Here is a 26797-nt window from a genome sequence, read left to right as displayed (position 1 = left end):
GTAATGAAGTTACCAAAATTTTGTGACTATGCTTCAATAAACTCCAAAAGATCTTTATTTATTGTCGCTGCTTCAGTTGTTGGCATTCCATGAGGGAAACCAGGATACGTTTTTATGGTACCGTTTTTCAATAATTTAATTGATTTTAAAGCGGCATTTTGATAAGGTACAATCTGATCATCTTCGCCATGCAAAACCAACACAGGAATATCCACTGCTTTTAAATCTTCTCTGAAATCGGTTTCAGAAAATGCTTTGATTCCTTCATAGTGCGCCACAATTCCGCCCATCATGCCTTGTTTCCACCAGTTTCTCTGTACGCCTTCTTTCACATTAGCACCTTCTCGGTTATAGCCGTAAAAAGGAAAAGTCAAATCGATATAAAATTGCTGTCTGTTGTTCAAAGTCTGTTCTCTGATACCGTCAAAAACCGATATCGGAACTCCATCAGGATTGCTATCGTTAGCTACCATTATTGGTGAAACTGCACTGATTAAAACTGCTTTTTTGGCTCTGCCATTGGCATATTTGTTCACATAGCGAATCACTTCGCCGCCGCCTGTTGAGTGCCCGATGTGGATCACATCTTTCAGATCAAGAAACGCTACCAGTTCAGCTGCATCAGACGCGTATTGCTCGATGGTATGGCCATAAATATCCTGACTAGAGCGACCATGTCCTCTCCTGTCGTGAGTGACTACGCGATAACCTTTCTGTAAGAAAAATATCACTTGCGCATCCCAATCATCTGATGATAGCGGCCATCCGTGGTGAAACATTAAAGTTTGTCCTTTACCTTGGTCTTTGTAAAAAATCTCTGTTCCGTCTTTTAATTTTAGTGTACTCATGGTTTCTAAGTTTTAAGTTTATGATCAATATTTATAGGGTTTTTTAATTACTTCTAGTACAAATGTAGCTTTGAGAATTTCAGATCAAATTGATCTATGATAAAAATCCATCGCTTTCGGCATTAATTTTAAATATCGCAGCTGTTGTACCAATGCTATTCTTCTTCGGCGCTAATCAGTTGCAGTAAATCTTCTGCACCACCATCGAATTTTTTTCCGTTTACGTAAAACGATGGGGTACCATTTACGCCGCTCATCACCCCGCTTTCAAAGTCTGAATCGACTTTTTCTCCCACCTTTTGACTTTGTATGTCTTCCTCAAATTGAGAAATGTTGAGTTTTAATTTTTCAGCTAGCTTCATCAGTAACATTTCGTTTAGCGCTCGCTGGTTTACGTAAATAGCATCATGCATCTCCCAAAATTTACCTTGCAAACCAGCGGCTTCTGCAGCCAGCGCCGCAGCTCTGGCATATTGATGCATTTCTGAAAGTGGAAAATTCCTGAACACAAATTTGATTTGATCTCCAAATTGACTCATTAATTTTTTAAGGATAGGATACGCTGCTCCGCAGTATGGACATTGATAATCGCCATATTCTACAATAACAAGGTCTGCATCCATATTGCCTTGTGCATGGTCAGCATTGCTGACGATTGGTTTTAGTGACATCATTATTTAGTTTTAAGGGTTTCTAAAGTTTCCAGAATTCCATCAGCACCGGGATTAATTGCGGTTGGTTTATAAAACAGTGAGCAAATAAGCAATACCGATGCAGGCAATAGCAAGATCCAGGCACCAAAAATAATTAAGGCATAATGCGCCATAAATGCACCGGATAAAAAGCCAAGCCAAACCAGTAAAAGGTGTGTGGCGTTTGATTTATACTTTGTATTTTCTAATTCGTCATTGCTCATGGTAAGCATTGCCGTATTCCTGGCGAGACTATTCAATGTCCCAGTTACAAAATCGGTATTCACATTCTGGTTGCCAACGGTGGTTACGATTGTGTTCATTAATCCCATCGCAAATCCAATAATGGCAACAGATGGAATAGCTGGTATCGCAAAAATATTGGCGGCCGCGGTGTAAACGATTAACATTCCAGAAACGAGATAAAATGTTAAAGCTTTCGTTTTGTTAAGTTTCGATAATGATAAGCAGGTTCCCAAGTAAATGCCGCATACAAAACAGCCGATAACAGTAAGCGATATGATCATCGTTCCGAATTGATCCGAAGAAATCGCTGATCCTAACTGCGTGGTATTTCCACTCATAACGATACGTAAGTTTTCCACTTAATCAGTCCCGTTGCATCAACAAATCCGGCAACTACAGCCAGGCATATGGCTAACTTTTCTTGTAAGGCTATCTGTGCCGGCAGTAAGGAGCTATTAACTGAAGAAACCATTGGCTGTTGCATTTTAGAATTTAACTTTATAACCGACTCTCAATTATTTTAAAGCTGTAATGGCCTGGCTAATACCTTCTCCAGCAGTTGTAAAGTAAGCTGGGCCAGCCAATAACGTTATTTTTTGAATCGGTTTAAAGTTTGCCATCTTCTTCGTTTTCAAAAACACCTGGGTTCTGTAGGCATTAACAGCACCAGTTACACCATAACCCGCAACTTCCGCTGTAGGAGAATCAATTCCCGCATCTTTGAGGTCGCTTGCGAATGCATATTGAGTAACTCCTAATCGCAATGCTTCCTCCATACCTACGCTAGCCACTTGCTTCATTAACTCGGGTGTAAATTTATTTCGATCGCCTAAACCGATTAGCAATAGTTTTTTTGCTCCGATAGTTCCGGCTGGTGGCGTAATTAAAAAGGTTTCTAAAGAATGGCCCGCAAATTTGCCTGACTTACGGATTTCAGTGATCAAACCATTCAGACTTTTATCAAGATGCACCATTCCATTTACCGCTTCGGGCAATGCTGGTGGAGAGTTGAAAATATCGCCTTCGTTATATTCAAAAACGCAGGCAATTTGTAGCGGCGTAACTTCGGTAGAAGGACCTTGAACCATCCCTTCGATGGCAATTCCATCTACAGCACCCCAAATTTTTGAGGTATTGGCCTTTACAGTCGGTACTGAAGTTTGAGCCAGAGAAAATTGTACCGAGCCCAAAAGCATCACTAAAAATAAGCTGATGCGGGCTGTAATTTTGATTTGTGTCGTTTTCATAATCAATAGTTTAAATGAGGTTTGAAATTATATTTTAGGTTGAATAAAGATTTTTTCAGTCGGAAATTTTGCAATTTCACCGTCTTTTAATCCGAAGTTAGTTACCACTACATCTTTAGGATTTCCAGCCAGCCACTCGCTTAAATCAATAGATTGATAGGTTCCGCTATTGAAGCCAATGAGGATTTTGCAAACTGTATCTCCTGTGTTTTTGATATAATGCCCCGCTCCCATTGGCACATAACCTACATCTCCAGCGTTAAATTGTTCGGTTACCACAGTAGATTCCGCCAGGAAAACCGACATCTCTGCCTGACCAGATATGTAATATTGCCATTCGTCTGCATTTGGGTGCCAATGCATTTCTCTTAGCGCACCAGGTTGCAATTCGATAATAGAACCAGAAGCGGCAAATGGACTTTAATGATCATTTATCAACGAAAATGTGATGCGGTACGGCGAACTAAAAAGAGCCGTTACAGGCATCAAGCGTAAGGCGTCCATTTGTAGGTAATATTTACGGGATAATCATTGGTGACAATCCGCTCTATTAATTTGTGCTGCTCCAGCTCTTTCAGTTCTTTGGCCAGCGCTTTTGGTAGACCTGTTGTAAAGGCTTTCAACAACTTGTTGGCGGAAACACTGGAAAATGGCAGAAAAGAACCCGATACAAAAGACAGAATTGCAATGGCAGTTGCAGGAGATGACGCCTCATCAAAAAAAGTGCTTGCAGAATTGATTAATGATGCGGGTTTTGATACAGTTGATGCAGGAAATCTTTCGGAATCCTGGCGACATCAGCCTGGAACACCTGCGTATTGCACAGAACTTAATTCAGAAGAATTAGAACAGGCCTTAGCTGACGGCGTGAGAGAAGAAGCTCCGGTGAAAAGAGAAGAAGCGATTGCCGGACTTTCTGCAATAAAACCTTATCCTTCTCATCCTGAAGTTGTTGGGTTAACCAGGCTTTGTTTGAGAAAAATCCTAAATTTGGATAAGAAAACTGAGTTGGAAATGAGCACCAGCCTTTCGTAATTCAAGCTAATATCAAAACGAATTGGAAACGATTGAACTCCTAAAATCATCCGGAAGTATTACAGTGGGAATTGATCTGACAGGTTCTGAAATAAAACCTTCAGGCTGGGCAGTTTTCCAAAATGGCGTGGTGGAAACAAAAAGAATCCGATCTGACAAGGAATTAATTGAGCAAACTATCGCAAGAAATCCACAGGTGATTTGTATAGATGCACCTTTAACTCTGCCACAAGGAAGAATTTCTGTTTTTGATGAGGATCCCGGACGGCAGGAATTTGGGATAACCCGATTATGTGAACGGTTACTGTTGAAACGAGGCATCAGATCCTATCCACCGCTTATCAAAAGTATGCAAAAACTTACGCTGAGAGGTATTGTACTTAGCTCAAAATTCAGGCAGCTGGGATTTAATGTTGTAGAAACTTTCCCCGGCGGATGTCAGGATATTCTTGGCCTGACGCGGAAACAGAAAGGTTTACCAGAATTAATTGCGGGAATTAGCCGTTTGGGTCTACAGGGAAACTATCTGAAAACCAAAATCAGTCACGATGAAGCTGATGCCATTACCGCCGCACTCGCCGGATTGTTTTATTTAAACGGACAATATGAATCCATTGGCGATACTGACGAAGGCGTGATTATACTTCCGAAATTGAATAGTCAGAATTAGGCTTTGTATGATTGTATTCAATGTTAAGATTCAATTTAGATATTTGATGTGATGAAAGCATTATTAGAAAATAAGAAACTTAAGATTCAGCACGAACCCGGAAAAGGCGCCTGGACTTATCATTTAGTAATTCCGGGAACTAAAGACATTAGAGGCAGATGGGGTTTTATGAAAGTTTCAGGCACCATAGATGGTTACGAATTCAAAGACATGAATTTAGCTCCGTTAAAAAATAAAGATAAACGGATTTCGATAAACGGTACGATTCGGAAAGCGATTAATAAAAGTGGCGGCGATGAAGTAACCGTTACCATGATCAAGACCTCTGATGATAGATTTACCAATGGACAGGAGATAAAAGATTGCCTGAAAGATGCAGATGTTTACCAAAAATTTAAAGGCCTGGACGAAAGTGAACAAACTGCCATCATCGAAGATATTATTTCACAAAAAACGGAAGATGCACAGGAGAAAAAAATTATTTCATCTATTAATAAACTCGCTTCCCATTAATAGAAACATCATCAAAAAAAAGGCGTACATTTCTGCATTTGAAACCACAAAAAAGCGCCCAACACTTAATGTATCGGGCGCCGAAATTCTGTATCGCTTTTAAGCTTGACCAAAAAGATCAAAAAAATTTTGAAGGGTTACTTTTTAGCTTTTAGGTTTAAACCAATTTCTACATCTTTCGATATCATCCAGTTTTCCGGACTACCTTCGGCTTTATAATTGATTCCCCAGGCACTTCTATCAATTACAAACTTAGCAGTTGCAGTAACGCCCGAAGCGGAAACTTCTACCTTTGATGGGAAAGTGATATTCAAAGTACTGTCTTTTAAAGTCAGATTACCGCTGATCAAATAATTAGGATTTTTCAACAGATTAGATGTTTGAGTTCCAGAAAATGGCTCAACTTTAGTAATCACAAATTTAGCAGTCGGATATTTAGCTACATCAAAGAAATCAGGACTTTTCAAATGTCCTTCTAAATCACTTGCTTTTTTATCTTTTTCAGTAACTGAAGCAGGATCAACTTTCAACGAACCTAAATTAATAACGAATTCTCCACCACTTAACGAATCTTTATCAACTGAGATGGATCCAGAGTCTACACTGATTTTCCCCCAACGTGGCGCTAAACCACCTTTGTGTGCCGCTTTCCAATCAACTGAAGTGCCAGCAGTATCCAGCATTAAAGTTTCACCTTTTTGCGCTGCAGCGGTTTGCTCAGTCGTTGTTTTTGCATTATCAGTTGAAGATCCTCCGCAAGATGCGAGTAAAAATAGCGCCGGAAGCGCAAAAAATAATTTTCTCATGGTTTGAAATTTAAATTAATTATAAGTTTGATTTCTTGAACGACTCATTCGTCAAAAGTAGTGCCCAAATTTCATTCTTCAATTGATGTATGATAATAAATGCCTGCACACAATGACTTACCTTGATACATAAATGAAATTTTTGAAATCCATCAGGACAAATCTAGCCTTTTTGATTGCTATCATTGGGTATAAGACAACCATACCAAGCCCACTTCATTCTAATTTCAGTTTCCAAAATATTATCAATTATTAATGAAATTCTCGCTCCGGTAGTTTACCAAAACTTCTACAATTAGAGGCATGGGGGCGGATTCGAACCGACATGAAAGGTTTGCAGACCCTTGACTAACCCCTAAGTCATCCTGTTTTTCTGCGTTGCGGTTTTAATAATTCAACGACAGCCCAACACCAAAGCCCATATCGCTATCATAATGGGTACGAATCGCGATATTTTTAGTGATGATGTATTTTAAATCACCCATAAATTCTTTGTCGGTATTGACCATAAATCCAGCCCTCAATCTTTTTGAAATGGGAATGTCTTCCCGCATTAATGAAAGGCGAACAATTCCATCATGATAGACTTCTGCCTGGAAATTAACCAACATTGGCAAAGTGTACATAAATCCTAAACTAACGGCTCTACGGATGTCTTTTTTGTTTGTTTGTCCGAATAAATTGGTTTCTTGTTCGTCCATTCCCATCTTTCTATATCGATAATCAAAACCGATGAATGGCATAAACCATTGCATTTTTCCGATGTATCTTCCCAGGTGGGTTTCAACTTCATAACCATGCATGTCGCTATAGCCTAAACGCCATTCCGTACCCAAACTCCATCTGGCATTTTGAAGCATTGCTTCTCCATCATTTCCGTTGGTTGCGAAATCATTTTGAGCCATAAAGTGAGGCATATTGCTTTCGTGTTGCAACATTTTTTACGCTTTTTCTTTGTCTGGAAGTAATGGATTTTTGTAATCGCCCACTGCGAAAACCCTGTCCATACCAGCCATCATGTGGTAAAGGATATGACAGTGGAAAAACCAATCGCCTTCTTCGTTTGCCAGAAATTCTATGGTATCAGTTTCCATTGGCATAATGTCCAACACATTTTTGAGCGGTGATTTTTCGCCCTTGCCATTGATTACCCTAAAATCAAATCCGTGTAAGTGCATCGGGTGTCGCATCATCGAATTATTGTAAATGGTGATGCGCAATACTTCTCCTTTTTTTACAGGTATTTTATCCACTTCAGAAAGGACTTTATTATCCATACTCCATACATAGCGATTCATGTTTCCGGTAAGAGTAAAGGTTATTTTTTTTACAGGAGCATCTTTGGGAAGTTCAGTATTGTGAGGTGATGAAAGCATGGCATAATTCAGCGTTTTAATTTTGCCTAAAGCGTTTGAACGATTTTCATCCTCCATATTGTGTTTGTTATGGCCTTCTTTTTGTTCGATTTCACCCGTTATTTCAGGATACATCACCACATTCATATCCATTTTATTTAGGCTCATTTTCATTCCCATATCATCCAAATCGCCATTCATCTTCATCATATCGTTCATCATCTTCATCCCTTCAAAATATTTCAATTTCGGAAGCGGGGCAATCAGCTTTTTAACGCCGTTACCTATAAAATAGCTTGAAGAATTGGTGCGGTCTTCGGTAGTGGCCATAAACTCGTATGCATTGCCGTCTTCGGGAATGGTGACTACCACATCATAGGTTTCAGAAACAGCAATGATTAATCGATCCACTTCCACCGGTGTTACGTCGTTGCCATCATTGGCTACTACGGTAATTTTTCCACCGGCATATCGCAACCAAAAATAAGAGGAAGCACCACCGTTTGAAATTCTTAACCTCACTTTATCGCCCGCTTTAAGTGTTTTGCCATCGATATTTTTTAAATCTGTGGAAGTATTACCATTCATTAAAATTTTGTCATAGTACACATCGCTTACGTCCATTGCCAACATCCGTTTCCATTCGTTGTTGATTTTTGTTTTGAAATGCCCTGCCCGAATGGCTTCTGCATACGACTGTGTGGCTCCTTTTTTTATCGCCGACCAATCGTTTGCGTTATGCAACATCCGGTGTACGTTATTCGGATTTAAATTGGTCCATTCGCTCAAAACAATGGGTACAGTCGGCAAATCATCTATCCCTTCTCTAAAAGTTTTATCACCAGCTTTCTTCAGAAATACAAGGTTGCCATACATCCCGATTTGCTCCTGTAAACCCGAATGCGAGTGATACCAGTGCGTACCATTCTGAATAACGGGAAAACGATACTTACGCGTAGTTCCAGGTGAGATTTGAGGTTGCGTAAGATAAGGCACGCCGTCTTCTTTATTGGGTAAAAACACGCCGTGCCAATGCAGTGAGGTGCCTTCTTTCAATTGGTTATGCACTACAATTTCTGCCGTGTCGCCTTCTGTAAAAGTGAGTGTGGGCATTGGTATTTGTCCGTTTACGGCGATGGCTCTTTTTTCTTTTCCGGCGTAATTTACCAGCGTGTCTTTAACGTACAAATCGTATCGCACTGCTTTTTGGGCAAATGCGGAGGAAGCCGTTAACAACAAAACTGCCGTTAGAAGTAAGGAGTTATTTTTCGCTTTCATTGTTCTGATATTTAGATACAAAATTGGAATTAAACCGTATGATAATCGTTGTGGTATTTTGGTTAATATTTGTAAGATTTACGTCATCGTTGGTCAAATAGAAAGCTCCATGACTTTTTACCAAATGGTAAATCTCTAATTAAAGCCATTTGCTACCTTTACCACAATGGAAAAATTAATTGAATATATACTGCGTTTCGGCAATTTGAACCAACAGCAAATCGACTTTATCAAGAGCAAGACAACGGAACTGGAACTGAAAAAAGATGATTATTTTTCCGAAGCAGGAAAAATCCCAAAATACATTGGTTTTGTTTTAGAAGGTGTTTTTCGGTGTTGCTATTACAATAACAAAGGTGAAGAGATAACCAATTACTTTATTGACGAATACAGCTTTGTTTCAGACCAGCAAAAATTTGAGGCACAGGCAACAGCAACAGATTATATTCAGGCTGTTACCGATTGCAAATTGCTCGCTTTTACTAAAAAAGATTGGGACGCCCTCTCAAACACAATAGTTGACTGGGACAGGATTGCAGCTAAAATAACCCAAAAATGTTTAACAGATGCGATGGATAGAAGAAGTCCGTTAGTTTCGGAAGATGGCACAACTCGTTACCTCTCATTCCTTGAAAAATATCCAATGCTTATCAATCGTGTTCCGCTATCATTGGTCGCTTCGTACTTGGGCGTTACCCAACAGTCGTTGAGTAGAATTAGAAAAAACATCCTGTAAAAATCTCTTTTTACCAAATGGTAAATGTTTTAATTTTTAAAGCTCGGAACTTTGTACCATTAATTTTAAACAAAATATAATGAACAAAAAAGTTGTATTAATTACAGGAACAAATAGCGGGTTTGGATGGCTTACTGCAAAAAGCGTTGCAGCCTTAGGACATCAAGTTTACGCAACAATGAGAGATACAAACGGTAAAAATTCAGATAAAGCAAAAGCCCTCTCCGAGATAGAAAACATTACCGTTCTGGATGTTGCACTTACGGATGAAAACAGTGTGCAGCAAGCCATAGATACCATCATCGCAAAAGAAGGAACAATAGATGTTTTGGTAAACAATGCGGGTTTTAGCAGAAATGGCGTGGCCGAAAGTTTTACAACCACCGATGTTCAAGAAATGTTCGATATCAATGTCATCGCACCTTGGCGATTGATGAAATTGGTGTTGCCATTTATGCGTAAACAATCCGAAGGTCTCATCATCAATATCACCAGCGGATTTGGTGCCGTTTCGTTTCCTTTTGCAACAATGTACAGTGCTTCAAAATTTGGTTTGGAAGGCATTAGCGAAGGTTTGCATTACGAAGTAAGACCATTAGGTGTTGACGTTGCCATCCTACAACCTGGTGCTTTTCCGACGGAGATGTCACAAAAATTCAATCCCGGTTCCGATGCTTCGGTTAATGATGCTTACGAAGTCATAGCAGATTATCCTAATAAAATGGGTGCGGCTGTTGGCAAGGCATTTGAAACCTTAAATCCTAACCCGCTAGATGTTGCAGATGCAGTGGTAAATTTAATCAGCTTACCCAAAGGTCAGCGTCCGATAAGAACCAATGTTGATCCATTCACAGGGGAATACCTTAAAGCTGCAAATGATGCCGTTCAAGTTCAATATGAGAAAGCGTTGACTGCCTTTGGAATGGGCGGTTTGTTGAAGTAAAAAATTGAAACCATCAAATTTTCATTGCAGCATTAAAAATAAAACCTTCATTCTGTGGAAGGTTTTATTTTTTGGCGACAAGTTCTGATAGAATTTAGAAACTCGTTCAATTGATGTTTGCCAAATGGCAAACGCCCAACTAAAGACAATTTTTAACGCTGTGTAATGGATAATTACAACGATGTTAAATACCGCTGTTGGGTCTCGTATTTTTCTGAATTACTTTATGGGTTCAATTTTGAAACCAGCTTTTTGAACGGTTTCTATTACTTCCTGTTCAGTAATTCCTTCAGATTTTAGGGTGAGAATTTTTTCTCTATTCGTAGTATCTACTTCCCATTGTCCTATACCTTTGGCATCATTTAAAAAAGGGGTTACTTTTGCTACGCAGCTGCTGCAATTGATATTTGTCTTGAATTGTAAATCTTGATTATTATTTTCCATTATGTTATATTTTATTTGATAGTACAAATTTGCGTCAATTAACCCGTTTTGTCGTTGTAGTTTTCTTTATTTGATTTATAATATTTACTGATTTATTTCTTCCATTTCAACCTTAAACTGTTACTCACCACGCTTACGCTACTCAAAGCCATAGCCGCTCCGGCTATCATTGGGTTTAGCAAGAAACCGTTGATCGGAAATAACAATCCGGCAGCCAGGGGTATGCCAATCAGGTTGTAAATAAATGCCCAAAAAAGATTTTGCTTAATGGTAGCCACGGTTTGTTTTGATAAACGTATTGCCTGTGCTATCTTGGCAAGGTCTGATGAGATGATGGTCATTTTGGCTACGTCCATTGCGATGTCGCTGCCTTTTCCCATTGCAATACTTACGTCGGCTGTTGCTAGAGCGGTACTGTCATTAATTCCGTCGCCCACCATGGCTACTATTTTACCTTGCTGCTGCAGTTCTTTTACAAAATCGGCTTTGTGCTGTGGCAATACTTCGGCTTTGTAATGCAGGATGCCTGTTTGCTCGGCAATTGCTTTAGCGGTGGCTTCATTGTCGCCTGTAAGCATATACAATTCGATACCCATTTCCTGCATTTCTTTGATTGCCTGAACCGATGTTTCTTTGATTTTATCTGAAATAGCGATAACAGAAAGTGCCTGTTTGCTGTTTGCAAACCAAATGACTGTTTTAGACTGTTTACCCCAATCATCGGCCTGGGTTTTTAATTGTTCTGCAATCGCAATATTGTTTTCAGCCAGGAGCTTTTTATTTCCTACAAAATAGGTTTCGTTATCGTGTTCTGCCTTAGCACCTTTACCCGTGATACTGTCGAAGTTGGCTAAAGGCGCGGTAGCAACGCCTTCCAAATGTTTCACTACAGCTTCCGCCAATGGATGCTCTGATTGTTTTTCGATGCTCAGTAAAATAGTTTTTGTTGTGTCATTATTGTTCAGCCATTGGATACTTGTTACTTCAGGCCTTCCTTGTGTTATTGTTCCGGTTTTATCCAAAACAATTGCATTCACTTTCTTGGCCAATTCAAGGCTTTCTGCATCTTTAATTAAAATACAATTTTCTGCACCTTTGCCCACTCCGACCATAATTGCCGTTGGTGTAGCCAAGCCCAAAGCACAAGGACAAGCAATCACCAATACCGTAACGGCCGCTAATAAACCTTTTACTAAACCATTTTCGCCACCTAAAATAATCCATAAAATGAAAGTAAGAACGGCAATGCCAATCACCACCGGAACGAAAATGCCGGCAATTTTATCCACCAATTTTTGAACGGGCGCTTTACTGCCTTGTGCATCCTGCACCATTTTAATGATTTGGGCAAGCATAGTTTCCTTACCCACTTTCACTGCTTTGAATTGAAAACTTCCTTTTTGGTTAATGGTTCCGGCAAATACTTTTTCATTTTCTGTTTTTAGTACCGGAACGGGTTCGCCACTCAGCATACTTTCGTCTACATACGAATTACCGGAAGTAACCATTCCATCCACAGCAATTTTTTCGCCGGGCTTTACCAGAATTATGTCATCTACGTTTACGGCTTCAATAGCGGTTTGTTTTTCTGTTCCGTCTGGTGCTATTACCATTACCGTTTTAGGTTGCAAGCCCATCAATTTTTTAATGGCAGTAGAGGTGTTTCCTTTAGCTTTTTCTTCCAATAATTTACCTAAAAGGATAAAGGCGATGACCACTGCAGCTGCTTCAAAATAGACGTGTGCGTGCAATCCTCTCTGGTGCCAGAAATCCATAAAAAGCATATTAAATACGCTGAATATATACGCAATTCCTGTACTCAAAGCGACCAACGTGTCCATATTGGCAGAACGGTGTTTGGCTTGTTTCCACGCGTTGATGAAGAAATCTTTACCCAGCCAAAGTACCACAGGGGTAGAAAAGAACCACATAATTTCGTTTCCATAAGGCATATCCATAAAAAACATACCGATGGTTACCACGGGTAATGATAATATAACCGCCCAGATAGTTTTGTTTTTTAGCTTTTTGAATTTTTCTGCATGGATGGTCTCCAGGGATTCCTGCTGCTTTGCTTCTTCAACGATGAGCAGGTCATAACCAACACCCTGAACCGCTTTTTGCAGTTTGTTAGCGTCCGTCATATTGGGAAGGTACTCAATGGTCAGATTTCCGGTTGCGTAGTTGACAGAAGCTTCAATCACACCCGGCTCATACTTTACGATACTTTCTGCACTTCCCGCACAAGAAGCACAGGTCATTCCCAAAACAGGAAAGGTATTTTTTACGGTTGGAACACCATAGCCTAAGTCTTTAATAGCTGCGACGGCTTTGCCAACTGTCTCATTATTTGTAACGGTAATGGCTGCTCTGCGGTTGTTGAGTTCTACTTTCGGGGATGTTACACCATCAACCTTTGCCAATCCCTTTTCAACGATTAAAGCGCAATGTTCGCTTTCTACATCTTCTAGAGGAATGTAAACCGTTTCGTTATTGTTATTTGTAGCCATAATTCTATTGCTTTATTTACAATACAAAATTGGCAACAATATGGAGAATAGTTATTGTGGAATTATGGAATTGATTTGTAAGATTTACCACACCTGGTCTAATGGTTTCCGTTTCTCTTCTTTTATTTGTTTGAAATGACTTGGCGTTAATCCCGTTACTTTTTTGAATTGGTTACTTAAATAAGCTACGCTTGAATAGTTCAGTCGGAAAGCAATTTCGCTCAATGACAGCTCATCATAAACCAATAGTTCTTTTACCTTTTCAATTTTCTGTGCGATAAAATATTTTTCGATTGTGGTACTTTCCACCTCCGAAAATAAGTTAGAAAGGTAATTGTAATCGTGGTGCAGTTTCTCACTTAAAACATCCGACAAATTGGTTTTAGCATCATTATCCTGATGATGTACCAACTCAATGATTACATTTTTGATTTGTTCTATGATTCTGCTTTTTTTATCGTCTATCAGCTGAAAACCTAATGGTACTAGCGCACCTTCCAAAGCAGTTCTTTCACTAACAGTTGGCTCTTTTTCAAGCGTAACTTCTCCCAGTTTTATATGTTCTACGGCTAATCCAAGCTTATCCATTTCACTTTGAACCACCATAATGCAGCGATTGCAAACCATATTTTTTATAAAGAGTACGCTCATATTTCTAGTCTTGGTAGGTCCAAATGTGTGGTCAAATCTACGATATAATTCAATGAGTAATTAGCGGCAATTAAAAAATTGACCATCCATTGTTTTAAAAGACATTAGAACTAAACAAGATTTCCATAGTTTTAAACTCCAACACCAACGTTAGCACATCAAAATCTCACCGGCAAAACTTTATTCATTCCGCTGAGCTAATGTTAGTTTCATTAAAATGTCGATCTGCCTGTCATCGCCCAATATAAATACATGTTGATCAAATGCTACAAATCCATTTTTTTTATAGAAGGCAATCGCCCTAAAATTTTTCTCCCATACACCTAACCAAACATAATCTGCACTCATTTCCCCGGCTACTTTAATAGCGTGGAGATAAAGCAATTGGCCGACCTTCTTGCCGTGAAATTCCTGCAATACATAAATTCTTTCTATCTCAAGTGCGTTGTCATTTTGGTTCTCTTTTTGCGCTTCAGCTGTATTTAGTTTCATATAGCCGATCACCTCATCATTCAACTTTGCAAAATAAAATAGTGATGACTCATTGTTCAATTCTTCATTCAGCTGATCAATAGAAAAGCTCTCCTCCAGATATTTGGCCATATTTTTTTCGGAATTAATAGCTGAAAATGTTTGAGAGAAAGTCAGTTTGCTGATATCCTGAAGATGCAGCACATCTTTAGCTTCAACCGGAAGTATTTCTATGTTTTCCATATTCCAAATTTACATATTCAACAAATGCAATAAAATGCTATTTGCTCAATTATTAATGATTAAATTGCATTAATGAACATCCAGCAAATCAAATACTTTTTAGCACTTGCGGGCAAGCTCCATTATTGGAATACGGCAGCAGAAATGAACATCACGCAATCTGCTTTAACCCGCCAAATTCAATCGTTGGAAAATGAGTTAGGGCTTTTACTATTTGAGCGTAACAAAAGGAATGTAAAACTAACGCCGGCCGGCAAGTTTTTAAAAGATAAATGGGAAGTGCAGTTGAGCGAAGTTGAGTATATCCATCAATTGGCAAAGCAGATCCATCTTGGAGAAAGTGGTACCATAAAAATTGCGCACCCCGATTCTATTTCCGCTTCTATCATGCCTGATATTTTGGCGAATATTTCTACCGAATACCCCAAATTACAGGTTGAGCTTGTTCAGATATTGTATGAAAACCAACAGGAGTTTTTGAGGAACTATAAGATTGATTTGGCGATAACCAGAGATATCAATACCGTACCTGGCATTAAATCTAAGAAAATCTATACCGATTATTTAGCCTTGGTGATACCAGAAAATCATCCCTACCAAACCTTTGAAAATTTAACAAAGGAAACACTTGAGAAACAAAAATTTATCTTACCAACTATAGATGAAGGAAGTAGTTATGGTTACATTATCCAACAGCTATTTAACTCATTTGATTTTGTACCTGAGGTTTATCTCTATTCTGAATTCGGTTCAACTATCATTGCCTTAGTTCGCAAGGGTTTGGGAATAGCCGTTTTGCCAGATTCTTACTCGTATCATGAAAGTCCGGGTTTGCGATTTATTAAGCTTCCCTTCCAAACTGACCTGTATCTTAATTGGCGAGCCGATGATCATAATCCGATTCTTTCCAATGTATTGAAGTTAATTTTGTAATCGACTGCCATTGAGTTTAACTAAGTTAATACTCAAAAGCAGTCGCTTTTATTCCGAAAAATAATGAGTTTCGCTAGTTGTCATTAGAAGATTATTTGCTCAGCGTGACTTCTTTTTCTGAAGCGCCGTTTTTTAGTTCCAGGTTTTTATTTGCCTTCTTCAAATCTGTATTGGTAATCACAATATCCCTATTTTTATCTCCATCAATTGACAGTAGCAGCGGTGTTCCTGTAGAAAACTTTAACTTGTTCAGATGAACGTTCCTAACCCCTGCAACAGATATCAATGGTGCTTTATTCTGCGTAAACACACCAACATTATCGAAACGAATTCCGGATGCATCTGTAAGTTCGATGCCTTTTTCGGCTACTAAATTCGAGTTGAGTATGGCGATATTCTGAACAGGCATTTCAGATAACCCCCGGATAAATACCGCAACCTTGGCTCCCTGGCAGGTAATATTTTCAAATAACATATTTTTGAAAACTGGTGTACCCTCGTTAACTATCGGAGAATCGTTACGCTTACCATCTGTTGCAAATTTTACAAAATAGAACATGTCGAAGAAAATCGCCTCCTGATGAATATCTTTCATCGTGATGTTTCTGGCATAAATTCGCTCCACCACACCACCTCTTCCACGGGTCGATTTAAAGCGTAGGCCTTTGTCTGTACCGATAAAAGTGCAGTTTTCTATAAAGATATCTCTTGCACCACCACTCATCTCGCTTCCTATTACCACCGCTCCATGTCCGCTATAAACCGTATTTCCACGGATTACCCCTTCGGCACAGGCTACTCCCCTCTTTCTACCTTCTTCATCTTTCCCCGATTTGATACAAATGGCATCATCTCCAACATCCAATACACAGTTCTCAACCAGAAACCGTGTACAGGATTCTATGTCGATGCCGTCGCCATTTTGTGCATAGTGAGGATTTTTGATCGTCACATTTTCGACAGTCAGATCCTCACACAAAAGCGGGTGAATGCACCAGGCCGGAGAATTCTGAAAAGTAACTCCAGCCAGCAATATCTTTTTACAGTTTTTAAGCACCAACAGATTGGGGCGCAGATAATCTTTCATATCATTGAAAGATTCCAGCGGTTTACCAGCCTGAAGCAGCATGCTTTTACCTTCTAAATGTGTCTTTTTAAATTGCTCGCTTGGATACCAGGTCTTTTTGTCATCACTCAACACCCCACCGGAGGCCACTTTCGCAGACCACTGTGAAGCTGTAAGTTGCGATTGCCCTACAGCACGCCATACATCTCCGTTTGCATCAATAATGCCATTCCCGGTGATGGCCACATTTACCAGATCATTTCCGTTAATCGGTGATTCATTTCTGGCAGCCGGTTTCCCCTCATAATCTCCCTCTATCAGCTTATACAATGATTTGTCTTTACTAAAAATCAAATTTGCCCCTCTATCCAGGTGCAGCTCAACATTGCTTTTCAAATATAACGGACCTGTAAGCCAGATACCTTGAGGTATTAACACAGTGCCGCCTCCATTCTTACTGCATTTTGCAATCGCAGCATTGATGATTTCGGTGTTTAAAAATATACCATCGCTTTTAGCGCCCAATTTTGCAATTGAAAGGGTATCAGCCTTAAATGTTGGTCTGCTGATCTTTGGTAGATTTTCCCAGGAAAACGAGCTTGTTTTATTTTGAGCGAATGCCGAACAGGTAAGGTTCAATAATGTGAGCAATAATATCCTTGATTTCATAGTTAAATGTGCTTATGTTTTTAATCGAAAATTTCTGTTATTTTATTTTAGTACTATCGGAATGATATCCATTTCATACATCCATTTCTCGCAAAGTGCTATCCATAGTTCTGCACTTCCCGGGTTGTTTCTCAAAGCGATAGCATGTGCCCCTTGTGGAAACACATGTAGACTGCTCGGTACCTGGTGTTCGAGCAGAGCCTGATAAAATAACAGGCTATTGTGTGGATCTACGGCCTGATCGTTAAATGCGACAGCAATAAAGCTGGATGGAGTTTCTTTGGTTACCAGTAACTGTGGAGAATATTTGGCTTCCAATGTAGCATCTGCTCCTGGTCCGAGCAGGTTCTTTTTGCTGCCTTTATGGGCGTATTTTCCCATATCAATTACCGGGGACACCAAAATCATGAAATTGGGCCGAGCCGATACCTGATCTAAACTATCACCAATTTTCGATATATCGTTTAGGCTGGTTCCTGCCATACTGGCCAGATGCCCTCCGGCCGAAGAACCCTGTATTCCGATTTTGTCGGGCTTGATTCCCCATTTTAAAGCATTGCTTCGAACAACCTTGAGTGCCCGTTGTGCATCCTGTAGCGGTGCCTTCGCATTTTCTATTAAATCGGCATCATTGGGCAAACGGTAATTGAGTACAAACGCCGAAATGCCCATGGTATTGAACCATTTGGCCAATTGTATTCCGCTAATCACATAGGCCAACCGCTCGTAACCACCTCCAGGGCAAATCACTATCGCTGCCCCCTTATTTTCTTGCTTTGAAGGAAAATAACAGTACATCCCAGGATTTGCTACCCGAAATATCCGTTCATTAGCAATACTGTCCTTTCTATCGGTACCCTTCGAATTTGGAATTTTATCTTTGGCATATAGCGGGATGAACTCCTGGGCACTGGCAAAACTTAACCAGGAGGCAACTAAAAACGCAGCTATTTTTATCGAATACATTTTAAAGAGATTTAAAAGTTGGCAACCAGTTACCTAAAATATTTTTGATTGTGTAAGACCCTGCCTCTCTTTTAGAAAGCTGCTTTGACCATGCCACTCTTCCCTGTGATTTAGCTCCTGGCCCAACATTTCCGTACTCCGCATAAAATGCGGTTTTATCTTTATCTGGAAATAACGGATCTCCAGGCCAGGCATGCCATCCTTCAGGAACAATATGCGATCCCATATCACAGCGGATGAAAACGGTTTTTGCAAATGGCCGCCAAGGACGGCCGAGGTAAACTTTTTGAACGCCTGGAGCGGCGATCAGCTGACATTCCAAAAATACGTATCCGAAAGCCTGCTCTTTAGTGGTTGATGCCGCCGTGATATAAGAGTTAGCCAGACTTTTGATCATACACTTGTAAAACACTGCTGTAGCTTCACCAAAAATAAAGTCTGTAGTGCCCTCAATGTAACAGTTTTCAAAATAACACCTCCCATCTTTGGAAGTGTAAAGCGTATCCTGATGACCCAAAATAGAGCAATCTTTGGCACTAAAACGATCGGCTTCAATGGTCAGTGCTACTGCCTGTCCAACCGTACCAGCCGTATTTTCAATGGTCATATTTTCTATACTGCAATCATTTCCCTGTACCAGTACGGTATATGAAGTGTAGGTGCCGTATTTTGGATTGCCAGTAAAGTCTTTGCTGGGAAAAGGTTTCCCCGTATAATCACCATTGGTGATAATTGTTTTTTCCTTGTCCTCTCCTATAAGCATGATATTCTTTTTCCAGGCAGGAATCACCAGTTTTTCGCGATAGGTTCCCGCTTTGACAAAGATTGAAACCTTGAATTGCATGTGATCGCGAACAGCGTTGACGGCTTCTTGAATAGTCTTAAAATCGCCTTTTCCATCCTGCGATACCGTGAATTTAATATCAGGTTGCTTGGCGATAACGGACTGGCTTAGCACTATCAATAAAAAAAGAAATAGTTGAAATTTTCTCATATATCTATTTTGTCTATCTCTAACAGATAGGGTATTTTTTTGGTTGATTTTTTTAAAACACTGACCTGGATTTTACTACAACTTTTTTTCTGATGATATAAACGCTCAAACCACTAATATTTCTAACGAAATTGACAGGCGTAAAAGCCAGATTGTTAGGGCCAGAAACATAATAGCCATCGGTTTGGTTATTCTGTGTAAGTACCGAATCGGCTTGATGAAAGTTAGATAAAATGTCCTCTTCATAAATAAACAGCTTTGCGAAACGGCATTGGTTTAGCAATTGGAGTTGAATCATATCTGGCTTAGTGATGAACAACGCACCATGAGAAGCTACACCTGCAGCAACACGAAAATTGAAGTTGGTATAGGTTCTTATCCTTAAGAATGCAAGTGATTTTCGGATATCTCTTCTGGTCTTTCCTTTTAAGCGTTCAGAAATGGGGCCAAATGCCCTCGAGAAAAAATAGTCATCATTATTGATAAATACCTGGGCTCCAGAAATCCTTAGGTGTTTAACGAACTGATTAAGTGGGGAGTTTGTATCCGATCGGCTTAATTCTGGACAACCTATTGAAGGTATTGCTCCATATAAATTAAGTACAGCCTTCTGAACAAACTCTTTTAGCGACTGCGACTGAAGATCTTGAGATAAAATTTTTGACATCATTTCTCAGTTTTTTAAATGTTTAGTAACTCCGATGAGATCAATTGAAAAACAACGATTGTGTACATGTTAATTAGTAATAGCGAATATTATTCAGCTTTGCAAAAACCTATTTGAAGCTTTTGTAAAACAAGCAGATCGATAATTCTAAATTCCAATCACACATCGAAGATTATTTCATACTGAAAACTTTCTTCATGAAATCGGAGATATAATTAGCGGTTTCATCAGCCCAGGGATGGAATAGCCAAAACGGATGAATCTTTATATTAAACTTGTGCACTTCCTGGTAAATACCCCATTCTTTAAGGCTACCTACCAACTCATCCTGACCAGCATGAAATCGGGAAAAACCGCTATTGATGAACAACATTGGAACGGTAGATTCATTTGCCCAATAACCTGCAGAAGCTTCACGCCATATCTCAGGCTTTTGCTGGAAACTGCCACCGAGCCAGGCAATATCGGGAGAATCTGGTTTCCGATTGAGGTTAAGTGAAGCTGGAGCTATAAAACTAATCACACCATCTATGTCAACAATGGCGTTAACACTACTCGAAGCAATGGAATTAGCCCTATCTCCTTCAAATTGCGGTAAGCCGTTTGTGGTGCCAACAAGCGCTGCAAGCTGACCGCCAGCAGATGTTCCGGAAATTGCAATTTTATTGGTATCAACACCATATTTTTCCCAGTTTGTTTTTAACCAACGAACAGCTGCCTTCAAATTATGAACGGCCGCCGGATACGGCGCTTCCAGAGAGAGCTGATATTCAACCGGCACGGCAACAAAGCCTTGTTTTGCAATCAATTGTGCCAACGGAACTTCCATTGATTTATCTCCAGACCGCCAGCCTCCACCATGAACCATAATCAAAGCCGGCAACAGCTTCTTGGTTTTCGGTCTAAAAATATCTGCGTGTAAATCTCTTTTTCCAAAACGCGTAATAGGCAAAGTAGTGTAAATCACATCCCTGAATTGGCTAACGTTAGCAGGCAATTCATCTTTAACCAATGTGGCGTAAGGATAATCTTTGTGAATTTGACTGTAAACTTTTTGGGCATTGTAAGAGGAGTCTTTTGGTATGGTTGTGCTATTCTGTGCAAAACATACAGTTAAACTAATGGTAGTTACAGCAAAGCCCAACAAAACTTTTAATCTCATATTTTCCTGAATGATGGTTATAGCATGATATATTACCGAAATGATAATGGAATAACCTTTGTCTCCATTGCATTAAGGGTACAAAGCCAGGCCGTCAAATTTCTCAACTTTCAGGCCAGGCATTGTATTTTAATCATTAGCTTTCAGAGGGGATATTGCATTTAATATCCATAATCTTGTTTAAGGTTGGGGTTCAAATCCAAAATACTCCTATGAATAGGTAAAACTTCGGAATGGTTAGATTGAAAAGTACGCCCCAACTTTTCTATTGCGCCACCAGCTGTAGTGGTTAAATTCTGCCTCCAATCTATACGGATATATCCCGTTGGATTCGTGGTGGAATTGTATAATGGCGCAGGTGCTACGGCAGGATCGGGCAGATAATAACCTGTTCCCGGCAGGAATTCGAACTCTTCCCCCACATTTCTGTAATACAAATACCTCGCATATTTCGCTGGCGTATTCACAATCGCCGTCATTTCTGCTTTGGCTTGAGCAAGTTTTGCTCCCAATAAGTTCCATCGTATTAAATCGTATTTCCTGATTCCTTCGCCACCTAACTCCCATGATCTTTCCTGTACGATTGCATTAAAAAAAGCCGTTTTAGAAGTCGGAGTTACACCTACTTTACCAGGATTTGCTGAGAAAGCCCGCCTGCGCACATCTTCATAGGCTTTTATTGCCGAGGCATCAGGTGATCCATTAATTTCGTTTACGGCTTCTGCGTACATCAACAAAATATCAGAATAGCGTAGCATAATCCAGTTAATTCCCAGGGTTTGGGTAGCGCCTGCTATGATAGGTCTCCAGTCTCTACGGTACTTTCCGTCGTTCATTTCCGTTATTCTGGCTGGGCTTTTCAAATTATTCGCATCAATATTATAATGAGCAATCGTCACCTCTTTTCTCGGATCGGATACATCAAAAGAATAAAAATAACTAGCCGTTGGGTTTAATGCGCCACCACCAGGTCCGTAGCGAGATCCATCAGCAATACGAGTACCACTAGCTCTTCCTAGTTTACTGTCATAGTTGGCATTTCCACCAGCCTGCGCCACTTCTAGCATACGTTCGCCATATACGTTATCCAAAGTGAGCTCATTGGCTTTTTTAAATACATCATAAAAACTAGGGTTAAGGGCATGTTGATTCGATTTCATTATCGTATCGCACTCATCTCTCGCCATTGTGTAATATTTTAAATAATCAGGTAAACGCTCCATCACTTTTGACGACCGGCGCAGCTGATATCCGCCTCTGAACAAAGCAATTCTGGCCCTCATTCCACGGGCAGCACCCTGGGTAATCCGCTCATCAATAGTGGTTTCTTTGCGCCAAGGCAACATGCGCTCGGCAACTGCGATATCACCTAAGATCTGATCGTAAATGACATCACTATTGGTTTTACTAAGGTTAAAATCCATTCCTGAAACCGAAGGTTCCAATTGCATGGGCACATCGCCCCAATTTTTAACCAGGTCAAAATAATAAATTGCTCTTAGTACCAAAGCTTCGGCATAAAGTCTTCTCAATTCTTTTTTATCTGAAACAGACCCATTGTTATAAGCTGCCATTTGAGGGATATATTTGATGCATAAGTTGGCACGTTCAATTCCCTGAAACCCTCTGGTGAAAGTAGCGGCAAGCTCACTATTCCCGGCATCAGCACTGTAGCGGGCAAGTCCTCGGGCACCTGCATCAACATCGCCACTTCTTGAAAACTCATCGGTATCGTTTACAAACACCAATGATTGGCGCTGGCCATAACCATCATCTCCGGCTAAAAGCTGATAAACGCCCATGATAGCCGAATTGGCACTGGAAACATTGCTGAAAATATCTTCAGGAGAAAAAGCAGATTCGGGTTTAATTTCCAAATACTTTTTACAAGCGCCTAAGCTGAATATGGCAGAGGCCAACATCGCTCCGAAGGCAAATCTTTTAATATTATTGAATTTCATATGCTGAAATTTTAGTTTTTAAAAAGTTAAGTTAATTCCTAAAAGGATGGTTCTAGATCTTGGATATGCAGAATAATCTACTCCAGGCGTTAATCCTCCATTTGTACGGGTATTTACTTCAGGATCAAAACCTGAATAACCGGTAATGGTAGCCAAATTGTTTACCGTAGCATAGAAACGAAGGCTAGACAACTTGATTTTCTTCGCCAGATCAGTCGGTAGCGTATAACCCAGCGTAATATTGTTGATCCTTAAAAACGATCCGTCTTCTACAGCCCAATCGGTAAACAAATTACTGTTTTCATACGGGCGCCAAGTAGTTGCATTGGCATTGTATTCCTCTAGCTTTGCAGGGTTATTGTAAATCGACTTACCATTTTGATCTATCGTGGTAAATCTGCCATTCACAGATTCTAATAAGTTTACACCGCGTAATCTTGAGTTGGTTAACTCAATTTTATTCGCATTATAAATATCATTTCCTACACTAAAGTTCACGAAAATACTCATGTCCCAGTTCTTGTAAGAAAACTGTTGATTCAAGCCTCCAATAAATTTTGGCGCTGCATTTCCTATCACCGTCCTGTCTTCATCAGTATGAATCGCCGGACTACCGTCAGGATTTTTGATCGAGCCACCCAAATCCAAAAGTTTCATTGTACCTGGTTGAATGGTGCTTCTGGTTACACCAAAAAATGAAGCAACATCTGGCTTGAGGGTGTAAACCCCTGTAGTTGCATTAAAATTAAAATCACTAACTTTATAATAACCGTCTGAGCGGTATCCGTACATCTGGCCAAGTGGCTTTCCAACTTCAACTAAATAGTCGTTTCCTGTATTGCTATCCCAACCTGATGCATAACCTTTACTCGTGATGCCATCATTAAGCTTTTCAACCCTGTTCCGATTGAAAGACATATTATAACTTGCTGAATAGCTGAAATCTTTGGTTTGCACAATCAATCCAGACAATTGAAACTCTATACCACGATTTGATGTTGCCGCAATATTTTGGGTTTGTTGCGTATATCCAGATGTTTGTGGAATAGGATTTTGCAGTAATAAATCTTTGGTACTGTTGTAATAAATATCAGTTGTAAACTGCACTCTGTTTTTGAAAAAACTTAAATCAAGTCCAAGGTTCCTTGATACTGTAGTTTCCCATTTCACATTTGGATTAGCCAACTGTGTGGGTACTACGCCTGGTACAAGTTGCTCATTCAATCCATAATACGTGTTGGAAGAATAAAGCGGTAAGTAACTAAAATCATTGATCCGGTTATTACCTGTAGAACCGTAACTCAATCTCAGCTTGGCATCAGAAACCACAGGTTTGATAGATTGTGCAAATTTCTCATCAGAAATTCTCCAGGCAAGCGCTCCTGAAGGGAAAAACCCCCAGCGTTGCCCATCCATAAACTTAGAACTACCATCGGCCCTGGCCGTTAACGTAAGCAAATATTTTTTGTCTAGCCCATAATTCACACGACCAAAAAACGAAAAGGTTCTGGCCATTACATTGTTCGTTGTAGGACGAGGCTGTGCCTGCCCTGCAGGTGGATTTCCCAAATTCATATTGGATAGTGCCTTTTCCGGACTGATGCCTAAAGGAAAATACCTAGTTTCGGCATTAAACTGCTCATTCCTGGTTTGATAGGATTCCTGACCAATCAATACGTCGATATCATGATGTTTTGCAATATTCTTCTTACTGTAAGTAACAGTATTTGAATTGTTTAGCGAATTTACTACACCCGTTAATATTGAAGCAATTGGCATTGCGGAATAAAGCGAGGCCTGACCAGTAATTTCTGAATAGAAATTGTTTGTTCTGGAATTGTTATTGTCATAACCAACGGTCATTCTTGCGGTGATTTCAGGAGTTAATGCATAACTTAGATAACCCGACAAGTTGTATCTCTTCCCAAAAGTTTTTCGGTAAACCGCGGTGGCATTAATTACCGGGTTTCTCAGGTCGGAAACTGCAAGATATTGAGCATCATAAAAATCGATATCTGTTGGATTTTTACTATCTATCGGGCGATAGGAAAGTGTATTCTTCAGGAAATTATCCCTGGCCAAGCCCGGGCTTGATACGCCGGCACCATTAATTCGTTCATCAGTATATCTTACATTGAAACCAGCTCTGAATTTTTGATTCGGCCTTAACTCCATTTTGAAACCTAAAAGCTTACGGTCGAAGTCTGAATTAATCATCACCCCTTCCTGGCCATTGGTGGTTAAGCTTAGGTTATAGTTAATTTTTTCGTCTCCCCCGTTTAAACTCAAGTTATGCGTTTGCTGCAAAGCAACTTTTCCGAAAACCTCATTTTGCCAGTCGCGGCCTTTATCACGATACACTTCAAGGGTATCAAATGGACCATAATTATTCACGAACGAAGTACTATCAAGCACATTTCCGCGGCTACGCTCATATTGATATTTAAGGTAATCAGTCGCATCCAGCACATCTAACTTACCCAGAATTTTACTTGCCCCTACAAAACCATTGTAGCTAGCGGTCATTTTTCCACGCTTACCGGTTTTAGTGGTAATCAATACTACCCCATTTGCACCTCTCGCACCGTAAATGGCGGTAGAGGCTGCGTCTTTTAGCACATCAATAGATTCTATATCCTGAGGTGACAGTGCTCTAAGCGCATTTTCAACTTGCACTCCGTCAACAATATATAATGGAGAATTATCTTGTGTGATAGAACTCCCACCCCTAATTCTGATCTGTACGTTGGTTCCAGGAGCGCCATCGGTAGCGGTTACCTGCACCCCCGCAAGCCGACCTGCAAGAGCCTGTTCGGCAGAGTTAATTGGAATATCCTTAATCTGATCAGCACGAAGAGAGGAAACAGAACCGGTAAGGGCTTCTCGGGAAACTGTACCATAACCGACGTTTACAATGGTCACTTCCTGGAGGACATTAACATCATCCTGAAGCGTAATTTTAGCAGTCGTACCATCGGCAGCAATATTCACTTCCTTTTTAACATAACCTACAAACTGAACCATTAAAGTGGCCACACCCGATGGCACTGCGATTGAGAATTTACCTTCGCTATCAGTATTAATTCCCCGGTTGGTGCCTTTTAAGGATATGGTTGCGCCTACTATTATACCGCCTTTTTCATCGGTTACCTGCCCTTTAATTGTTCGATTTTGCGCCCATGCAATTTGTGCTGAACACAAAATTAGGGTTATAAAAATGTATATGTATTTCATATTCGATCAGTTGATTGGTGAACAATTAAATAACTGTAAGCAGAAATTATCATGGCTTAGCTCTTTTGGGCTCTTCAATAATCTCACTCGTTGAAAAGCCTCTTTTTTTAAATAGATGTTGTAGTTTTTCCTCATAATTTAATTGGTTAGCTTGGGCTCTCGAAGATGAAAACCCGGGTTTTTACTTTGATAATGATTTCAATGCAAACGGTTGCATAAATAGAATCTAAAATTGGTTATAAATCTGATGTTGTAAAAAAATAAGTTGACTTGTGAATTTATTACTTAAGAAGATTCTCTTAGACGATTAACAATTTGAAAATTTGGTTAGCAATAAAATGTGACAAGGGCGAAGCCTTACTCCATTTTTGATAAACAAATTTAAATTGAGCTACAAAAAATGGGGTAAAAAAATTGACCAAAATAGTCTGTTTTCTGTGCAAATCCACTCTATTAC

Annotated in this window: 26 protein-coding genes; 6 read left to right on the top strand and 20 right to left on the bottom strand. The window is 39.8% G+C overall.

The window, feature by feature from the left end:
* Positions 1-26: 26 nt before the first annotated feature.
* The 6 genes from OQZ33_RS11660 to OQZ33_RS11635 all read right to left on the bottom strand — a co-directional run bounded on the left by OQZ33_RS11660 (position 27) and on the right by OQZ33_RS11635 (position 3656).
* Entirely contained in the window at positions 27-848 is an 822-nt protein-coding gene (locus OQZ33_RS11660) for an alpha/beta fold hydrolase (protein WP_265799202.1), read from the bottom strand.
* Positions 849-1003: 155 nt separating this feature from the next.
* Positions 1004-1522, bottom strand: coding sequence for a DsbA family protein (locus OQZ33_RS11655; RefSeq protein ID WP_265799201.1), 519 nt, complete (start codon positions 1520-1522; stop codon positions 1004-1006).
* The gene (locus OQZ33_RS11650) at positions 1522-2124 is read right to left on the bottom strand and encodes a YoaK family protein (RefSeq protein WP_265799200.1); all 603 of its coding nucleotides are present in this window, start codon (positions 2122-2124) and stop codon (positions 1522-1524) included. Before OQZ33_RS11650 ends, OQZ33_RS11655 begins: the two co-directional genes overlap by 1 nt.
* 177 nt (positions 2125-2301) lie before the next feature.
* Positions 2302-3033, bottom strand: a complete 732-nt coding sequence (locus OQZ33_RS11645) for a M17 family peptidase N-terminal domain-containing protein (protein ID WP_265799199.1) — start codon at positions 3031-3033, stop codon at positions 2302-2304.
* A gap of 27 nt (positions 3034-3060) precedes the next feature.
* On the bottom strand, positions 3061-3429 hold the full coding sequence (locus tag OQZ33_RS11640; protein ID WP_322975049.1) for a cupin domain-containing protein: 369 nt from the start codon (positions 3427-3429) through the stop codon (positions 3061-3063).
* Between the two features lie 89 nt (positions 3430-3518).
* On the bottom strand, positions 3519-3656 hold the full coding sequence (locus OQZ33_RS11635) for a winged helix-turn-helix transcriptional regulator (RefSeq protein WP_265799198.1): 138 nt from the start codon (positions 3654-3656) through the stop codon (positions 3519-3521).
* A gap of 7 nt (positions 3657-3663) precedes the next feature.
* Between OQZ33_RS11635 and OQZ33_RS11630 the strand changes: the two genes are divergently transcribed.
* Genes OQZ33_RS11630 through OQZ33_RS11620 form a run of 3 tightly spaced genes read left to right on the top strand, consistent with a single transcriptional unit; the run spans position 3664 to position 5251 of the window.
* Positions 3664-4068, top strand: a complete 405-nt coding sequence (locus OQZ33_RS11630) for a hypothetical protein (protein ID WP_265799197.1) — start codon at positions 3664-3666, stop codon at positions 4066-4068.
* Positions 4069-4090: 22 nt separating this feature from the next.
* Positions 4091-4738 carry a DUF429 domain-containing protein gene (locus OQZ33_RS11625; protein WP_265799196.1) on the top strand — a complete coding sequence of 216 codons (648 nt, stop codon included), beginning with the start codon at positions 4091-4093 and terminating at the stop codon, positions 4736-4738.
* Positions 4739-4789: 51 nt separating this feature from the next.
* Positions 4790-5251: a DUF1905 domain-containing protein gene (locus tag OQZ33_RS11620; protein WP_265799195.1), complete on the top strand. Its 462-nt coding sequence runs from the start codon at positions 4790-4792 to the stop codon at positions 5249-5251.
* 137 nt (positions 5252-5388) lie between these two features.
* Here the strand turns inward: OQZ33_RS11620 and OQZ33_RS11615 are convergent, their stop codons facing one another.
* From OQZ33_RS11615 to OQZ33_RS11605, 3 genes are all read right to left on the bottom strand, one after another.
* Positions 5389-6057: a YceI family protein gene (locus OQZ33_RS11615; protein WP_265799194.1), complete on the bottom strand. Its 669-nt coding sequence runs from the start codon at positions 6055-6057 to the stop codon at positions 5389-5391.
* Between the two features lie 386 nt (positions 6058-6443).
* On the bottom strand, positions 6444-6995 hold the full coding sequence (locus tag OQZ33_RS11610; RefSeq protein WP_265799193.1) for a hypothetical protein: 552 nt from the start codon (positions 6993-6995) through the stop codon (positions 6444-6446).
* Between the two features lie 3 nt (positions 6996-6998).
* Positions 6999-8690: a multicopper oxidase family protein gene (locus OQZ33_RS11605; RefSeq protein ID WP_265799192.1), complete on the bottom strand. Its 1692-nt coding sequence runs from the start codon at positions 8688-8690 to the stop codon at positions 6999-7001.
* A gap of 166 nt (positions 8691-8856) precedes the next feature.
* Here OQZ33_RS11605 and OQZ33_RS11600 point away from each other — a divergent pair, with 166 nt between their 5' ends.
* Both OQZ33_RS11600 and OQZ33_RS11595 read left to right on the top strand, forming a co-directional pair.
* The gene (locus OQZ33_RS11600; RefSeq protein ID WP_265799191.1) at positions 8857-9426 is read left to right on the top strand and encodes a Crp/Fnr family transcriptional regulator; all 570 of its coding nucleotides are present in this window, start codon (positions 8857-8859) and stop codon (positions 9424-9426) included.
* A 79-nt stretch (positions 9427-9505) separates the two neighbouring features.
* Positions 9506-10369, top strand: a complete 864-nt coding sequence (locus OQZ33_RS11595) for an SDR family oxidoreductase (RefSeq protein ID WP_265799190.1) — start codon at positions 9506-9508, stop codon at positions 10367-10369.
* Between the two features lie 219 nt (positions 10370-10588).
* Here the strand turns inward: OQZ33_RS11595 and OQZ33_RS11590 are convergent, their stop codons facing one another.
* The 4 genes from OQZ33_RS11590 to OQZ33_RS11575 form a co-directional block, all read right to left on the bottom strand.
* The gene (locus tag OQZ33_RS11590) at positions 10589-10813 is read right to left on the bottom strand and encodes a heavy-metal-associated domain-containing protein (RefSeq protein ID WP_265799189.1); all 225 of its coding nucleotides are present in this window, start codon (positions 10811-10813) and stop codon (positions 10589-10591) included.
* A gap of 92 nt (positions 10814-10905) precedes the next feature.
* Positions 10906-13323: a heavy metal translocating P-type ATPase gene (locus OQZ33_RS11585; RefSeq protein WP_265799188.1), complete on the bottom strand. Its 2418-nt coding sequence runs from the start codon at positions 13321-13323 to the stop codon at positions 10906-10908.
* 84 nt (positions 13324-13407) lie between these two features.
* Positions 13408-13974, bottom strand: coding sequence for a helix-turn-helix domain-containing protein (locus OQZ33_RS11580; RefSeq protein WP_265799187.1), 567 nt, complete (start codon positions 13972-13974; stop codon positions 13408-13410).
* A gap of 180 nt (positions 13975-14154) precedes the next feature.
* The gene (locus tag OQZ33_RS11575) at positions 14155-14688 is read right to left on the bottom strand and encodes a GNAT family N-acetyltransferase (protein WP_265799186.1); all 534 of its coding nucleotides are present in this window, start codon (positions 14686-14688) and stop codon (positions 14155-14157) included.
* Positions 14689-14760: 72 nt separating this feature from the next.
* Between OQZ33_RS11575 and OQZ33_RS11570 the strand changes: the two genes are divergently transcribed.
* A complete protein-coding gene (locus OQZ33_RS11570; RefSeq protein WP_265799185.1) occupies positions 14761-15621 on the top strand; it encodes a LysR family transcriptional regulator in 861 nt (286 codons plus the stop codon).
* A gap of 91 nt (positions 15622-15712) precedes the next feature.
* Here the strand turns inward: OQZ33_RS11570 and OQZ33_RS11565 are convergent, their stop codons facing one another.
* The 7 genes from OQZ33_RS11565 to OQZ33_RS11535 form a co-directional block, all read right to left on the bottom strand.
* Positions 15713-17356, bottom strand: coding sequence for a glycoside hydrolase family 28 protein (locus tag OQZ33_RS11565; RefSeq protein ID WP_265799184.1), 1644 nt, complete (start codon positions 17354-17356; stop codon positions 15713-15715).
* Between the two features lie 42 nt (positions 17357-17398).
* Complete coding sequence (locus tag OQZ33_RS11560; RefSeq protein WP_265799183.1) at positions 17399-18322, bottom strand: alpha/beta hydrolase; 924 nt, start codon at positions 18320-18322, stop codon at positions 17399-17401.
* Position 18323: 1 nt separating this feature from the next.
* On the bottom strand, positions 18324-19316 hold the full coding sequence (locus tag OQZ33_RS11555; RefSeq protein ID WP_265799182.1) for a pectinesterase family protein: 993 nt from the start codon (positions 19314-19316) through the stop codon (positions 18324-18326).
* Positions 19317-19368: 52 nt separating this feature from the next.
* Positions 19369-19986 (bottom strand): hypothetical protein, encoded by a 618-nt coding sequence (locus tag OQZ33_RS11550; protein ID WP_265799181.1) that lies wholly within the window; start codon positions 19984-19986, stop codon positions 19369-19371.
* A 169-nt stretch (positions 19987-20155) separates the two neighbouring features.
* Positions 20156-21145 (bottom strand): alpha/beta hydrolase, encoded by a 990-nt coding sequence (locus OQZ33_RS11545; RefSeq protein WP_265799180.1) that lies wholly within the window; start codon positions 21143-21145, stop codon positions 20156-20158.
* A gap of 161 nt (positions 21146-21306) precedes the next feature.
* A complete protein-coding gene (locus OQZ33_RS11540) occupies positions 21307-23106 on the bottom strand; it encodes a RagB/SusD family nutrient uptake outer membrane protein (protein ID WP_265799179.1) in 1800 nt (599 codons plus the stop codon).
* An 18-nt stretch (positions 23107-23124) separates the two neighbouring features.
* Positions 23125-26340 carry a SusC/RagA family TonB-linked outer membrane protein gene (locus tag OQZ33_RS11535; protein WP_265799178.1) on the bottom strand — a complete coding sequence of 1072 codons (3216 nt, stop codon included), beginning with the start codon at positions 26338-26340 and terminating at the stop codon, positions 23125-23127.
* Positions 26341-26797 lie beyond the last annotated feature (457 nt).

The organism is Pedobacter sp. MC2016-05, assembly GCF_026239735.1.
Taxonomy (GTDB): domain Bacteria; phylum Bacteroidota; class Bacteroidia; order Sphingobacteriales; family Sphingobacteriaceae; genus Pedobacter.
Note: the sequence above shows the minus strand (reverse complement) of the source record. Positions and strands in the feature narration are given on the sequence as shown.